Annotated in this window: 14 protein-coding genes and 2 other annotated features; of the genes, 10 read left to right on the forward strand and 4 right to left on the reverse strand. The window is 37.1% G+C overall.

The genetic code is table 11. The features are described 5' to 3' along the window. Positions 1-8 precede the first annotated feature (8 nt). Positions 9-247: a binding site (T-box leader), on the forward strand. Positions 248-289: 42 nt separating this feature from the next. After that, positions 290-524: a binding site (T-box leader), on the forward strand. Positions 525-575: 51 nt separating this feature from the next. The 7 genes from trpE to trpA are packed head-to-tail and all read left to right on the forward strand — an operon-like array spanning position 576 to position 6913. Continuing rightward, positions 576-1994 (forward strand): anthranilate synthase component I, encoded by a 1419-nt coding sequence (gene trpE / locus Q9306_RS03595; protein WP_306195364.1) that lies wholly within the window; start codon positions 576-578, stop codon positions 1992-1994. Further along, positions 1991-2578 (forward strand): anthranilate synthase component II, encoded by a 588-nt coding sequence (locus Q9306_RS03600; RefSeq protein WP_306195367.1) that lies wholly within the window; start codon positions 1991-1993, stop codon positions 2576-2578. The genes trpE and Q9306_RS03600 overlap by 4 nt, the downstream gene beginning before the upstream one ends. After that, a complete protein-coding gene (gene trpD / locus Q9306_RS03605; protein WP_306195370.1) occupies positions 2575-3600 on the forward strand; it encodes an anthranilate phosphoribosyltransferase in 1026 nt (341 codons plus the stop codon). The genes Q9306_RS03600 and trpD overlap by 4 nt, the downstream gene beginning before the upstream one ends. Then, entirely contained in the window at positions 3601-4362 is a 762-nt protein-coding gene (trpC, locus tag Q9306_RS03610) for an indole-3-glycerol phosphate synthase TrpC (RefSeq protein ID WP_306195373.1), read from the forward strand. It begins immediately after the preceding gene. Next, entirely contained in the window at positions 4359-4961 is a 603-nt protein-coding gene (locus tag Q9306_RS03615; protein WP_306195375.1) for a phosphoribosylanthranilate isomerase, read from the forward strand. The genes trpC and Q9306_RS03615 overlap by 4 nt, the downstream gene beginning before the upstream one ends. Positions 4962-4963: 2 nt before the next feature. Continuing rightward, entirely contained in the window at positions 4964-6157 is a 1194-nt protein-coding gene (trpB, locus tag Q9306_RS03620; RefSeq protein ID WP_306195377.1) for a tryptophan synthase subunit beta, read from the forward strand. A gap of 3 nt (positions 6158-6160) precedes the next feature. Continuing rightward, the gene (trpA, locus tag Q9306_RS03625) at positions 6161-6913 is read left to right on the forward strand and encodes a tryptophan synthase subunit alpha (RefSeq protein WP_306195379.1); all 753 of its coding nucleotides are present in this window, start codon (positions 6161-6163) and stop codon (positions 6911-6913) included. A 208-nt stretch (positions 6914-7121) separates the two neighbouring features. On the opposite strand, the gene Q9306_RS03630 is transcribed toward trpA, so the two are convergent. Then, positions 7122-7679 carry a DUF4240 domain-containing protein gene (locus tag Q9306_RS03630; RefSeq protein WP_306195381.1) on the reverse strand — a complete coding sequence of 186 codons (558 nt, stop codon included), beginning with the start codon at positions 7677-7679 and terminating at the stop codon, positions 7122-7124. A gap of 455 nt (positions 7680-8134) precedes the next feature. Here Q9306_RS03630 and Q9306_RS03635 point away from each other — a divergent pair, with 455 nt between their 5' ends. Beyond that, a complete protein-coding gene (locus tag Q9306_RS03635; RefSeq protein ID WP_306195382.1) occupies positions 8135-9631 on the forward strand; it encodes an L-lactate permease in 1497 nt (498 codons plus the stop codon). Between the two features lie 118 nt (positions 9632-9749). On the opposite strand, the gene Q9306_RS03640 is transcribed toward Q9306_RS03635, so the two are convergent. Further along, a complete protein-coding gene (locus Q9306_RS03640) occupies positions 9750-11435 on the reverse strand; it encodes an MFS transporter (RefSeq protein WP_306195385.1) in 1686 nt (561 codons plus the stop codon). Positions 11436-11792: 357 nt separating this feature from the next. On the opposite strand from Q9306_RS03640, the gene Q9306_RS03645 reads away from it, so the two are divergent. Both Q9306_RS03645 and Q9306_RS03650 read left to right on the forward strand, forming a co-directional pair. After that, positions 11793-12863 carry an ArsR/SmtB family transcription factor gene (locus Q9306_RS03645; RefSeq protein ID WP_306195386.1) on the forward strand — a complete coding sequence of 357 codons (1071 nt, stop codon included), beginning with the start codon at positions 11793-11795 and terminating at the stop codon, positions 12861-12863. Between the two features lie 193 nt (positions 12864-13056). Beyond that, positions 13057-14391, forward strand: coding sequence for an FAD-dependent oxidoreductase (locus Q9306_RS03650; protein ID WP_306195388.1), 1335 nt, complete (start codon positions 13057-13059; stop codon positions 14389-14391). 70 nt (positions 14392-14461) lie between these two features. Here the strand turns inward: Q9306_RS03650 and Q9306_RS03655 are convergent, their stop codons facing one another. Beyond that, the gene (locus Q9306_RS03655; protein WP_489670927.1) at positions 14462-15025 is read right to left on the reverse strand and encodes a DUF2441 domain-containing protein; all 564 of its coding nucleotides are present in this window, start codon (positions 15023-15025) and stop codon (positions 14462-14464) included. A gap of 105 nt (positions 15026-15130) precedes the next feature. Next, positions 15131-15961 carry a hypothetical protein gene (locus Q9306_RS03660; protein WP_306195393.1) on the reverse strand — a complete coding sequence of 277 codons (831 nt, stop codon included), beginning with the start codon at positions 15959-15961 and terminating at the stop codon, positions 15131-15133. Between the last annotated feature and the right edge of the window lie 121 nt (positions 15962-16082).

Below are 16082 nucleotides of genomic sequence, written 5' to 3' on the forward strand. Positions count from 1 at the left end.
ATTTAAAAACGCAAGCGTTGATGAAGAAGAGTACATATTATGGACATGTCAGAGAGCTGATGGTTGGTGCGAATCAGTATGAAAGTAATATGGAATGGGCTTCGGAGCTTCCAAACCGAAACGAAAGAAATAGGCTTTGGCGAAAGGATCTCATCGTTACAAGAGACACGTATTGTATTTCGATACGGAAAAGTGCGTTACTTTTGTAACGAATTAAGGTGGCACCACGGGAGTACCCGTCCTTTTTATAGGATGAGTACTCCCTTTTTGTATACAAAAAAATGAATAGGATAAATCGATGAGTAAGAAAAGTACGTATATTGGAGACGTTTCAGAGAGCTGGGGATAGGTGAGAGCCCGGTGCGGTGTCATATGCGGAATGGGCTTACGAGAGGTGTGCTGAACTGTAAGTAGGCAACCCGGGTTCCGCCGTTACAAGGATAGGATATAAGATTGTATCTGAAAAAGCGGGATGCTTTGCATCCAACAAGAGGTGGTACCGCGGTAAATTTATCGTCCTCTGCATATTTCCATATGCAGGGGACTTTTTTATTTTAGATAAAGAGGTGACAGTGATGATAACGAAAGATCAATTTATCATACAAAAAAAGCAAGGAAAGACCTTTCTTATGATTCAAGAAGAAGAAGGAGATAGCGTGACACCGATTACGTTATATCGCCGGATGAAAGGTGAGAAAAAATTTCTACTGGAAAGCTCACAGCTTCATCAAGATAAAGGACGTTATTCTTATTTAGGATGTGATCCTTACGGAGAAATCAAAAGTATTGGCAAGGAAGTAGAAATTAAGATAAATGGCGCGACGGAAAAGGTAAACGGAAACGTATTAAAAGAGCTAGAAAATGTTCTTGCAGTAGAGAAAATGGAGAGCCAATTCCCATTTTGCGGAGGTGCGGTTGGCTATATTGGGTATGATGTGATTCGGCAATACGAAGAGATTGGAGAGATGCTCTCTGACCCTTTGGATATTCCAGAAGTACATGTGCTGCTATACCGCATGTTCGTTGTATACGATCATTTAAGGCAAAAGCTATCATTTGTGTATGTCTATCGCAGCGGTGATACAGATTCGTATGAAGAGGTTTATGAACAACTGCAAACCTATAAACAAAAATTGTTGCAGGAATCAGAGGAACAGGTAGAAGGGCCTAGTGCTCCCTTATCATTTACATCTTCTGTAACAAAAGAAAGGTTTCACAAAATGGTTGAGCAGGCAAAGGAATATATTCGGGCCGGGGATATTTTTCAAGTTGTGTTATCGCAGCGTTTGCAAAGTGATTTTACAGGAAATCCATTTGCATTATATCGCCGTCTTCGCACAGCTAATCCATCTCCTTATATGTTTTATATTGATTTTCAAGATTACATCGTACTTGGTTCTTCGCCGGAAAGCTTACTTTCTGTACGAGATGAAAAGGTGATGACAAATCCAATTGCCGGAACAAGGCCGCGCGGAAACACAAAAGAAGAGGATGAAAAGGTAGCGAAAGAACTGCTTGCAAACGAGAAAGAACGGGCAGAACATATAATGCTTGTTGATTTAGGAAGAAATGATATTGGACGGGTGAGTGAGATCGGTTCCGTTCAACTAGATAAATATATGAAAATCGAGAAATATTCACATGTCATGCATATTGTATCTGAAGTTTCCGGAACATTGCGAAAATATATGAATTGTTTTGATGCATTAGCACACTGTTTACCAGCAGGCACTGTATCAGGAGCTCCCAAAATTAGAGCAATGGAAATGATAAACGAATTAGAAACAGAAAAACGAAATGTATACGCAGGAGCAGTTGGGTATATTTCATTTTCAGGCAATATGGATATGGCACTTGCGATCCGAACGATGGTTGTGAAAGATAAGAAAGCGTATGTACAGGCGGGCGCTGGCGTTGTGTATGATTCGAACCCTGCTGCTGAATATGAAGAAACACTAAATAAAGCAAAAGCGCTCTTGGAGGTAATGAAATGATTGTCTTAATTGATAACTATGATTCATTCACATATAACTTGTATCAATTGCTAGGCCATCACACGGAACAAATTGTTGTAGTGCGTAACGATGAAGTGACAATTAAGGAACTAACGGATATGAAGCCAAGTGCAATTATACTTTCGCCAGGGCCCGGAAGACCGGAAGATGCGGGAATCTGTATGGAAGTTATTCAACATTTTTATCAAACAGTTCCGATTCTCGGTATTTGTCTAGGACATCAAGCAATTGTTACTGCTTTTGGCGGAGAAGTTGTGCGAGCAGAACAGATTAAACATGGGAAAACATCGCTTGTAAAACATAATGGTATATCGATATTCTCCTATGTAAAACAACCGCTAACAGCGATGCGTTATCATTCGCTCGTAGCGAAGCAGCACAATCTTCCGAGTTGTTTTGATGTATTAGCAACCGCGATGGATGACGGAGAAATCATGGCCATTCGTCATCATTACTATCCGCTTTTTGGATTACAGTTTCATCCAGAATCCATTGCAACTGAAGAAGGCGATACATTAATATGTGCATTTTTATCGAATGTGAAAGAGGGAGAGAGAGTATGAACGGTTATCTTCGGAAATTAGTAGAGAGGCAAGATTTAACGGAACAAGAAATGTATGAAGCGGGGATTAGCTTATTAAGCGAAGATATTTTAGAAAGTGAGATTGCAGCCTTTTTAGCATTGTTAAAGGCAAAGGGGGAGACGGCAGATGAAATATACGGCCTTGTGCGCGCCCTTCGTGAAAAAGCATTGCCGTTTTCGAATCATATTGCAAATGCGATGGACAATTGCGGAACAGGCGGGGACGGGGCACAAACATTTAATGTGAGTACAACATCAGCTTTCGTACTTGCCGGTGCCGGCGTAAAGGTTGCGAAACATGGAAACCGCGCCGTTTCTAGTAAAACGGGAAGTGCAGATTTATTAGAGGAGCTCGGCGTGAACATTGCATGTTCGCCAAAGCATATTGATCATTTGTTAGAGAACGTCGGTATCGCTTTTCTATTTGCACCGGCAATGCATCCAGCACTGCGCCGCATTATGAAAGTAAGAAAAGAATTAAACGTTCCAACAATCTTTAACTTAATTGGGCCACTTACAAATCCAATCGACTTAGAAACACAGTTCGTCGGTATTTACAAACGGGAGATGTTATTTCCAGTAGCAGAAGTCTTGCAAAAGCTTGGCAGAAAAAGAGCGATTGTTGTAAATGGCAGTGGATTTTTAGATGAAGCATCTTTGCAAGGAGTGAACCACGTAGCGATTTTAAAAGATAACAACATTATGGAAGTGAGTATTTCCCCGGAAGAATATGGATTTTCACAAGTGAAAAACGAAGCGATTCGAGGCGGAGATGCAAAGGAAAATGCCAACATTACATTACATGTGTTGCAGGGAGGAGATAGCGTATACCGCGAGACAGTGTTATTAAATAGCGGGCTTGCTCTGTTTGCAAACGGAAAGGCGAGGACAATTGAAGAGGGCATTCGCTTAGCAGCTCATAGTATTGATTCAGGAAAGGCGCTGGAGAAATTACAACTCTTAATTGCTGAAAGTAACAAAAAACTAGAGAGGGTGAACTAAATGGAAACGATTTTAACGAAAATTATCGAGCAAAAAAAGAAAGAAGTAGCAGCGTTATATGAAACATATATCCCAGAAAAGAAAAAACGTACATCCTATTCTCTTGTAGAAGCATTGCAGCAATTTACCGTCATTGCAGAAATAAAACGTGCTTCACCGTCTAAAGGAGATCTTAACTTACAAGTTGATGTTGCGAAACAAGCGGGGCTCTATGAGACAAATGGTGCCGGAGCAATCTCTGTTTTAACAGATGGTCACTTTTTTAAGGGCTCGTTTCACGATTTAGAAACAGTAAGAAATCAAGTGAATATACCGCTTTTATGTAAAGATTTTATTATAGATAAAATCCAAATTGACCGGGCATATGATGCGGGAGCTAATCTCATTTTATTGATTGTTGCTGCATTATCAAAAGAAGAATTATTTGCGCTATATGCGTATGTAAAAGAGCTCGGCTTAGAAGCGATTGTAGAGATTCATAATGAAGAGGAGCTAGAAATAGCGTTAGAGCTTAGTCCAGATGTCATCGGAGTAAATAATCGGAATTTAAAAACATTTGAAGTCGATTTACGTACAACGGAACAGCTTGGGAAACGATTAAATGAACAAAACGTACTTTGGATTAGTGAGAGCGGTATTCATACGAAAGAAGATATTACACGTGTGAAGCAAGCCGGAGCAAAAGGAATTCTTGTTGGAGAAGCGTTTATGACAGCCTCGTCTGTTGGGGACTTTTTTCAATCACTGCAGGTGACGAAATGAAAGTAAAGATCTGCGGGATTACCGATATAAAAGCGGCAACAATCGCTTGTGAATACGGGGCAGATGCTATTGGCTTTGTATTTGCGGAAAGTAAACGGAAAATCACTCCCGAACAAGCAAAGCAAATTATCGAAGAGCTTCCAGAGAATGTAATGAAAGTTGGCGTTTTCGTAAATGAGTCAATGGAAGTAATTGAGAACATTGCAACGTATTGTGGTTTAACGCATGTACAACTGCATGGGGATGAACAAAACTATCATATTAAAAGATTGAATGTTCCGTCTATAAAGGCTGTTGGTGTAAGTTCGAGCGAAGATATAGAACGAGCAGCGGAATATGAAACGGATTTTATATTATTTGATAGTCCGAAAGAACAGTTTCATGGCGGAAATGGTAAAACATTTTCATGGGAGTTATTACGATCAAATCCAATTGAACAAAGGTGCATATTAGCCGGCGGATTAAATCTTGAGAATATTACAGAAGCGATTGAAATGGTGCGGCCATATATGGTTGATGTGAGCAGCGGCGTAGAAACAAACGGCAAAAAAGATATCGAGAAAATAAAACAATTTATCACAAAAGCGAAGGAGTGTTAACTATGCAATATGTATATCCAGATGAAAAAGGTCATTACGGTATGTACGGAGGACGTTATGTCCCAGAAACGTTAATGCAGTCTGTTTTAGAATTAGAAGAAGCGTATAAAGAAGCAATGCAAGATGAATCATTTCAAAAGCAATTACAGCATTATTTACAAACGTATGTCGGTAGAGAAACACCGCTTTATTTCGCAGAAAATCTGACGAAGTATTGCGGCGGCGCAAAAATTTATTTAAAACGCGAAGATTTAAACCATACAGGAGCTCATAAAATTAACAATACAATTGGGCAGGCGCTCCTTGCTGTGCGAATGGGCAAGGAGAAAGTTGTCGCTGAAACAGGAGCTGGCCAGCACGGCGTTGCGACAGCGACAGTATGCGCGTTGCTTGGCTTAGAATGCGTCATCTTTATGGGAGAAGAGGATGTGAAGCGTCAAAAATTAAATGTCTTTCGAATGGAACTGTTAGGTGCAAAAGTGGAAAGCGTGGCAGCAGGGAGCGGAACGCTAAAAGATGCAGTAAACGAGGCGCTTCGCTACTGGGTTGCACATGTACATGATACACACTATGTGATGGGATCTGTTCTTGGACCGCATCCGTTTCCGCAAATGGTACGCGATTTCCAAAGTGTGATCGGCAAGGAAACGAAGAAGCAATATGAAGCGTTAGAGGGGAATTTACCAGAAGCAGTCGTCGCTTGCATTGGCGGCGGCAGTAATGCAATGGGAATGTTTTATCCATTTGTACAAGATGAAGAAGTTGCGCTTTACGGCGTAGAAGCAGCAGGCAAGGGAATTCATACAGAGAAGCATGCCGCAACATTAACGAAAGGAAGCGTCGGTGTGTTGCACGGATCGATGATGTATATTTTGCAAAATGAAGAAGGGCAAATTCAAGAAGCACACTCCATTTCAGCAGGGCTTGATTACCCGGGAGTTGGTCCGGAACATAGCTTATTAAAAGACATTGGCCGTGTATCGTATCATTCTATTACAGATGAAGAAGCACTGCATGCGTTTCAATTGTTAACGAAGCAAGAGGGGATAATCCCAGCATTAGAAAGCTCACATGCTGTAGCGTATGCACTGAAACTAGCACCTACTATGAAAAGTGATGAAGGGCTTGTGATTTGTTTATCAGGACGCGGCGATAAAGATGTGGAAAGTATAAAACGTTATATGGAAGAGGTGTAAGGAATGGGAGTAGAAAGAATAAGTGAAGCATTTCAAAATGGAAAAAAAGCATTCATTCCGTACGTAATGGGCGGAGATGGCGATTTACAAGAACAAATTCGTTTTTTAGACGAATCCGGGGCAAGTATTGTTGAAATTGGTATTCCGTTTTCTGATCCAGTTGCAGACGGACCAACGATTCAAAGGGCCGGAAAACGAGCGTTGGAAAACGGAACAACGGTAGAAGGGATTTTCCAAGTATTGGAGGAAGTGAGGGAGGAAGTACAAATTCCATTTGTGCTCATGACCTATTTAAATCCTATTCTAGCGTTCGGGAAAGAACGCTTTACCCGGCGCTGCATTGAAGCAGGCGTCGATGGGATTATCGTGCCAGATCTTCCGTATGAAGAACAAGATATTATTGCACCGCTGTTATGTGATGCAAATATTGCACTTATTCCGCTTGTAACAGTAACGAGCCCGGTAGAACGAATTCAAAAGATTACAAGTGAATCACAAGGATTTGTATATGCCGTCACAGTAGCAGGTGTAACGGGAGTGCGCCGCGATTTCACACAAGAATTACACACCTACTTAGAAAAGGTGAAAGCACATGTGCAGCTTCCGGTTGTTGCTGGTTTTGGTATATCGAAGGCGGAGCAAATAGAAGAAATGACTCGAGTATGCGACGGAGTAGTTGTCGGAAGTAAGGTAATTGAGTTGTTAGAGAATGAAAAACGAAATGAAATTCGTGAGCTTATTGCTGCGGTGAAATAAAGGAGTTAACTCCCTAAGGTGCACACTGGGTGTCGAGCGTTGTCGAAGGGTCTTTAAATCGTGTCGAAGCGCCGATATATTAAAAAAAACGGTCGATATATTCTGAAAATCGCCGATATATTCTAAAAAATAGTCGATATATGAGTGGGCATAAAAGAAGGAGCTGATTCAAAAGACATATACGTCTCTTTTGAGTCAGCTCCATATATTAACCTAATGGATTTTCACCAAAATGTTTCCAAAGTTTTGGAAAGCGCTCAGCTAATTCGTCCTCATCTTCTTCCCAGTCAAATTCGATGTCTTGTTCAAATGCTTCATAACCTTTCTCATCAAGGAACGATGAAAATTTGTTCCATATTTCATTATCCCACTCTGTATCTCCTGTTTCTTTTAGGCAGAACGCTTCAAATCCAGTACTTAACATTTCCTCAAGTTCTGGAATGAGTTCTTTCTCTTCATAATAAGCAGGAATTAAGCTTGCTAGATTTTCAGGGTTTTGCACAGCGGATTCAAACGTTTCTCGTCCACATGCGATGAGCCAACCTCGAAAGTAATCAAATGAATCATCGGAACATCCACCTAAAATAATATAAGCAGCTGCCCATAAAGAGGAAGTGTAGGATTGCTCTAAAGCAGCTTGGAGATGCATTTCATAATCTGCAATCTCATCTGCGGACTTTACAGCTAATTGCTCAACTAACCACTCAACTGTTTCGTCTTTTGAATTCATGTCTGAAATGAGCTGCCAAAATTGTTCTTGGTTCATTGCTATCACTCCTCTAAAAAAGGTGTTTTTTGTAGTGTACCATGTTTTGAATAGTTCATCAGATAAAGAATCGAAAAAAAATGACATAAAATAAATTGAATATTCCGCCTTATGTTATATAATATGTTTTAACATATAAGTAGCCGCAATGCAGAACAAAACATAACCGCTACTGGCTTTCTCTTTTTGTTTTAGGAAAAACCTGACTGCTGCTATGCATGGTAGATGCTTTTTGCCTATCTATATGAATCCATTTTGATTTTCCGACATATAGATTGCTGCTATGCAGAAAAAAAGGAGCTTCCACTCGCTTTCTCTCTTTGTTTAAACTTCGCATGTGGCAGAAAAAGGCCCTGACCGCTCCTATGCATGGCCAGATGCTCTCGCCCGTATAAAAAGAAAAGGGTTTTATAACGATTTTTTTAATTGTACCTTACAAGAAATGAGATGATGGTATGACAGTATTATTAGCTCTTATTCCAATCATGATGATTTTTATTTGTTTATTTGTCTTCAAGCAAACATCACTGAAAGCATCGATAATTTCTTATGTTGTCTGCAGCGGAATTGTTTTACTATCACCGATGTTTCGCTTGCAAATGGGGGAGGTTGCCCATGCCACAGTGAAAGGCGGTTTAATTTGTTTTATCGTTGGATATGTTTTGTTTTTTGGCATTTTTTTATTTCACCTTATGAATAAAATGGGGTATATCGATCAAGTTGCACGCTTTATGGAACATGTTACACATGACCGTTTACTGCAAATGCTCCTGATGTGTTTTGGGATTTGTCCTCTAATTGAATCGGTAAGTGGATTTGGAATTGGATTTATGGTGGCTGCTCCTATTTTTCTTTCGCTCGGTTACAAGCCGTTTCAAGCTGTTTTGCTTTCATTTATCGGTTTATTAGCAAGCTCATGGGGCGCAATGGCAACAGGAACAATTATTGGCTCAGGGCTGATTGATATGCCTTTAGTACAACTTGGCTCTGGTACAGCAATGTTAAGTGTGCCAATCTTTGCGTATTTTATCATTCTTTCATTATATATAGTCGGCGGCTTTGCAGCAGTAAGGCAAAAATGGAAAGAAGCGACTGGTTTTTTTCTATTATTTTCTCTATCCATCTACTTGTCTAGTACATATGTAAGTGTTGAATTAGCAGGAATTTTAAGTGCAATTGTTACGATAACATTTGGCTTTATCATTATTAAAATGACAGCAAAGCAGCAGAAGGAAGTGTATTCGGAACATGCCGCTGCGAAGCAGCAAGAAGTTTCTATTCTAAAAATAATTAGCCCGTATTTATTTTTGACAGTCTGCATCTTGCTTTCTCGTCTGATTCCGTCGTTTCATAGTGCACTGCAATCATATGCTGTTATTAACTTGCCATCTTATTCTTACAAACTTGAATTGTTGTATTCGCCAGGATTTTGGCTTGGCGTTACATGTTTATTTACCATAATTTTTTTCCGAGTTCCTTCTATTATAATAAGGCAATCATTATTGCAAACAGTGAAACAGTGGATACCATTTGCAATTACAACGACAATGTTTATTGCCATTTCAGAACTAATGAGTGCAGCAGGGATGCACGCTTTATTAGCAGAAGCAGCTGGTCATATGTTTGGAACGATGTTTGTTTTCGCCTCGCCGTTTATCGGTGGTATAGGAGGTTTTTTAACGGGAAGTAATGCTGGATCAAATGCGATGTTTATGAAACTGCAAATGCAAACAGCACAGAACGTGGGACTTCCATGGCAGTTCGTGACAACCGTGCAAAATACAAGTTCTTCCTTTGCGACAATTGCGTGTCCATCACGAATTACGCTTGGTGCGTATTTATGTAACATTCCATTTCGGGAGAATGAGTTGCTGAAGAAGACAACGATGATGATTTTTGGAGCTGTGTTGATTGTGGTGGGAGAGGTTTTCGTGTGGCATCTAATATTATAACAATAATGTTATACAAAAAATAAAAAGGTACTTACTTTCAACAATTTGAGAGAATAAGTACCTTTTTATTAAGGGAATATACTTTTGTAGTCACGTCAGAAAGATGAAAATGTAATTATTATAATTTGTAAACTTTATATTTTCTTTTTGGATTAATATCACTAAATAATGAAGTTATAATTCCAAAGAAACTTAAGATTCCTGCTAAAATGAAAGTATTACTAAAGGCTTTATTTATACTGTTGCTAAAAGTTTCGGAAACTTCCTTGGAAATTTTTAATGACTCATTTTTTTGTTGATTAAATTGCTTCTTAATTTCTGCGTGGTATGATTCTGGACTTTTTTGAAGAGCCACATCTTCAGCAGATTTGATTTTATCAGTAACCAAAGAAGTTGAGGAAGGAGAGACTTTGGCATTTGTTTTTAGATTTGAGATAATCTCATCTTTAACTTCAGTCTTTAAGATTTTACTACTATTTACGATTTCAATACTCTCATTTTTAGCTACTGAAACTTGATTATTAATGTTGATAGTCAAAATAGTAGTTAATAATGCTATTCCTAAAGATTGGCCAACGGACCGCATCATATTAATTGTTCCAGAGGCGATCCCTACCTTGTTTTCCGATATTTGTCTAATCGAAGAACCCATAGCTGGTCCTATTACCATTCCTAACGATAGTCCTGTTAAGCATAATAACAAGATAACATAATATAAAGAGGAATTGTACTTTACAGTAGCATATAAAAAAGTAGAAATACACATTCCTAGCATTCCGACGAACGTGAATTTTACACTTCCTAATTTATCCGAAAACTTCCCGGAAATAATCGAGGTGAACATTGAGCTAAAAGCCAGAGATGAAATGATTAATCCTGATTTCATTGAAGGAAAATTCATCATATTTGTTAGAAAAAGTGTCACTAATAAAGTACCACTTGTCAAACTTAAACCTAAAATAAACAGTGTTAATGAGCTAAAGGTAAACGTTCTTATTTTCAAAAAGCTTAATGGAAAAATAGGTTCGGATACTCGTTTTTCAATAAATAAAAATAACAAAAATGTTATTAAGAAAGTCATGAGTAATAGAATAATAGGTTGTGATGACCAACCTAGTTCACTAGCTTTAGCAAATGCAAAGGTTAAGCAAAATAATGAAATAGATAGAGTGATACTGCCTAGATAATCAATTTTTCTAGATGCATGATTGTCATATGTTTCTCTTAAGTAAATAATTGCTAGTGCTAAAGTAATAATGCCGATTGGTACATTTACAAAAAAGATTGATTGCCAACTAAATAGGTCTGATAAAATTCCACCTAAAACAGGTCCAAGAGCAGATGCAAATCCAGAAACCGCTCCCCAAATGCCAATGATTAGTCCTTTTTTATTTTTATCAACAATATCGATAGCCATAGGCATAGTGACTGGAACTATAAATGAGGCGGTTACACCTTGAAGTATTCTAAAAGTTACTAATGATTGTATGGAGTTACTAATTCCACATAATAGAGAAGTTAGAGTGAAAGCGGCTAAACCAATGACAAAGACTCTTTTTCTTCCAAACTGATCGGCTAACTTAGATGCTGAGATTAACAAAATCCCAAATGCTAAGTTATACCCTGTAGTGACCCAACTTACTTCTGATAAATCAACAGAAAAATGCGTCAGGATATTTGGAATTGCTATGTTTACAATAGTAGTGTCCATCAGAGCCATGAATGAAGCTAATAGGAGTGATAGAAGTGCGAATTTTCTTTTTGTGATTGTATCATATTTTTCTTGTGCTTTTATTTGTTGCATATTCTTCCCCTCTTTTCATTTATGTCTAATATAATTTTAGATGAATATCTAAAATTAACAGGATAAATTTAACATGTTTTTAGATATTGGTCAACATGTTAAGTGGGGAATTCGGATAATTTTTAAAGTTATTATAAAACATTTGATTGGTAAACTTCGGGAATGATAAAATTAATTTTAGATAGATATCTAAAATTGAATGAAGAGTATTGCAGAAAAAGGAGAAATTCTTGAATTATCAACGTTGGAGCTAAAATAACTATGTAATTTAGATCCTATTATTTGCCCAGGTCATGATGAAACGGTTACTATTGAGGCACTAAAATTATAAAAAGATAAAATATGGAGGATACTTATTTGCAAAATATTCGATTTGGAATACCGCTTGATTTTTATGATAAGACAACAGCTATATTATTTTTTAAGCACAATGAGTTTTATAGGGATTTATTTCACAAAATGGGATATGATCTAGATTTTGAATACATTAACTTAGTAAAAAAAATAGAAAAAATTCAATCTTTAGATGCTGAATTTGTAGATTTCTATTTCTCCAGTGTTACTTCATATGAGGAAGTAACAAACGGAAATATATTCTGTATTGCAACAACTCTTATAAAAACTAAAGATATATTCAATAAGGATTCAAGTGAAATATATCGTTTAATGAATAAAATGAACGAGGATTCTATTCGTTTAAATATTATCGCTACAGTAAAGCATCTAACAAATAAGAAAGATGGATTTGAAGCTGATCAATACTACTTAGAAGAGAATCATTTTTATGATTTATTGTCCGATTCATTCGTAACATCTAATAGCAAATGGAGTATTTTGCAGACCTTCAAAAATCCTCACAACACAGTGATGAATTATGTTAATAAAATGCAGGAAATAGATAATGATTTGACTAATGCATTTTTAGAACTAAAAAATAGGGACTACGTATGGTTTGAGAAGATAAAAAAGCTCCCTCAATCATATTTTATAAAGATAATTGAGGGATTGAAAGGGACTGAATACTTTAAAAATCATGTGATTAACATATTTCCAACTATTACTCCATATCTACTGTCTGTTTCGAAAGAGGAGAATAATATTTATCTTGGAATTGGTATAGGGTCTGAACAACTTTTTGTGGAAAATAGGAAAAATGATGATTTGGATAATCTCCAGGAAATATTGAAAACGCTAGCTGATGGTAGCAAATTATCAATATTATTACTTTTAAAAGATAAAAAACTTTATGCAGGTGAGCTAGCAAAAGAATTGGGTTTATCTAATGCTACTATTTCTCATCATATGAGAATTATGGTTATACAAGGATTAGTTAAGAGTGAAAGGATACAGAATAAGACTTATTATTACTTGAATAAGAAATATTTATCTGAAGTAATAGGGAAATTGAATAGCCTTTTCTTACTATAACTATTGATGAAGGAAATAAGCTTAGCTATCGTTAAATGGAATATAAATTAATATGATTGTCAGTTTAAAATGGAACGTTTTCTTTTTGGTATGTGAATATACGTAAAGAATTGCACCTGTTAAAAATGGACAAAATTATTACTGGTAATAGAGTAGTAATACAAGCAATCATTTTTGGAAAAGGAGTGATAAGATGAAATACATTATTATAGGCGGAGATGCAGCTGGAATGAGTGCCGCTATGCAAATTGTCCGTAATGATCAAGAAGCAAATGTAATCACTTTAGAAAAAGGCGAATTCTATTCATATGCGCAGTGCGGTCTTCCTTATGCGATTAGTGGAATCATTGCTTCTACTGAAAAGTTAATTGCTAGAAGCGTTGATACGTTTCGGGATACATATCATATTGATGCGAAAGTGAATCATGAAGTGACACGTGTAGATCCAGCGAGTAAGAAAGTATATGGCATACATACGCAAACATCAGAACCATTCGAATTCGAATATGATCGTTTATTAATTGCAACGGGAGTGCGTCCAGTGATGCCGAACTGGAAAGGCAGTGATTTGCAAGGCGTTCATCTATTAAAAACGATCCCGGATGCAGAGAAAATTATGGAGACGCTTCAGAATAAGAAGGTTGAACATGTTACCATTATTGGCGGCGGGGCAATCGGTATAGAAATGGCAGAAACATTTGTCGAGCTTGGGAAAAAGGTTCGTATGATTGAGCGGAATCAACATGTAGGTACCGTTTTTGATGAGGACATGGCAGCATACATTCATGAAGAAGCAACAAAACATAACATTGAAATTCTTACAAATGAAAATGTGAAATCATTTCAAGGAAAAGAGCAAGTTGAGTTTGTGGAAACAGACAAAGGAATGTTTGAAACAGATCTTGTTTTAGTATCCGTTGGAGTGAAACCGAACACTGATTTTTTAGAAGGAACAGAGATCATCAAAAATCAAAAAGGTGCTATTCAAGTTAACGCTTATATGCAAACAAATATAGAGGACATTTATGCGGCAGGAGACTGTGCTACGCAGTATCATATTATAAAAGAAAAACATGACCATATTCCGCTTGGAACAACAGCAAACAAACAAGGAAGAATTGCTGGACTAAACATGGTGAATAAACGAAGAGCGTTTAAAGGGATTGTCGGAACAGCGGTTATGAAATTCATGGACATAACATTAGGACGAACGGGTTTAAATGAAAAAGAAGCAGAGCAATTACAAGTACCATATGACATTGTAAAAATAGATTCGACAAACATAGCAGGATATTATCCAAGTAAGAAACCACTTCACGTGAAATTATTGTATCGCAAGGACACGAAACAACTGCTAGGCGGACAAGTAATTGGTGAGCAAGGCGTAGATAAGCGAATAGATGTACTGGCGATGGCATTGTTTCATAAAATGACGATTCATGATTTAGAAGACGTGGACTTAAGTTACTCTCCGCCATACAACAGTGTATGGGATCCGTTGCAGCAAGCAGCGAGAAGAGGGGAATAAAGTGAAATTTCCATCAGTTGGGTTTTATACCCAGCTGATGGAAAAGCAATATATACGACTTTTCTAGTATTTAAGCCGAGAAATCATGAATAATTTCTACCACTTCAATTGTTCCGTTAATCAAAAGCTCAGGAAGTTCATTTGTTACATTACCCTTCCAATACTCTTTAGCTTGTTCAATTTTTTGAGAAAAAGGAGCCCCATCTTCCTTTGGTAAAAGGTTTCCATCACCTTCAAAAGAATTTCCGATAACTCGAAGTTTAACAATCTGCAAAACATTCCGATTGTAAGAATCAAATAATTCTTTCCATTTCAAAGCATCTTCATAGTTTTTCGCAGCGTATAAGCAAGACAATCTTGAAGGATACTCAGGATATTCTTGTAATCTAACCATTTCTACTATTACTTCTCTAATTGCTCTAATTGTTTGGTCTACATATTTAATAGTTACTTCTGTATTTTCTTTATTCAAGTTCAAGCCTTCATTTGTATCATGACCTTGTAAAATCTGAATGAAGTCTTCACCTTTAGAATTCAATTGTTCTCTCTCAAAAAAGAAGCGATATAAGGTATTGTTTTCGTTCTTGTTAAAGGTAATAATCTGTCCAAGACTCATTTTTTTTCTAGTAACAATATGATAAACATATAGTTCATTTTTTTCATGATCTGCCTTCTATTGGTTATACCGTTTCATACACCATATTATACCAACGAAGGGATGGGAGAAGGGGGAAACTGTCTATCTATATTTTCGTTTCATTCGATAAAGAATATAACTTATCACCACAGTAATACAAGAAAATAAAATAGCGATGCTAGAAAAAGCAAGAAAGTAAGCATTATACTTTGCTATATTTGCGATCATTGCGTGACTATCAAAATGAAAAATACCTCCTATAACGTTGAAGAGAAATAGGAACAAGAAAATTGTAATCAGTCCATCTAATGCACCTTGTATGTCAGGCTTACTTAAAGCAATATGTGTAGAGATGCAAATTGCTAAGATCAGAAAGAGCCAGAAATAAGGATTAAATAGATTACTAATCGTAAAAATGCTTTTCAATAATAGGACCGAAGAGAGAACAGTGTGTTTGATCATATCACTCATAGCGCCGTCTGGTTGAATATTTGTTTCAACACCATTCATAAATACTGAGTATGAGCGGGGGATAAGGCAATACATTAAGCCAACTAACGCGGCAATCCCTGAAAAAATAGGAGCAATACCAATAAAGAAATTACCTATTTTTTGATAGATACTTTTCGGATTATATTCGTGCTGTACATATCCTAAATATCCGTTACTCGTATTCGTTGGAAACCATTGAATACCCACGATTTTATGCCCAAATAAGACGCACATAAAGGCATGCCCAAATTCGTGAATAGGTGTTCCAATCCATGAAGTGAAGAGGAAGCCATTTCTTCCAAAAGCTCTTGTCCAATATGTTCGCGAACGATTCTCTAAATAGCCTAATAGAAATCCAACGACAATAATCCACCCTACTAATGAAGCTAACTGGATACAGGTTGTCATAAGCGTTGTAAAAAAGAAGTTTCCTAATTCCATTTTGTCACCTTTTCTATATAAATCAAAATTTAAAAAACGACATAAAAACCATTCTTTTTCGATGGGCGAGAGTATCTGGCCGCGCGTAGAAGCCATGTTGTATTTTGCATAGCAGTAACTT

It is taken from the genome of Bacillus multifaciens, assembly GCF_030756675.1.
GTDB lineage: Bacteria > Bacillota > Bacilli > Bacillales > Bacillaceae_G > Bacillus_A > Bacillus_A multifaciens.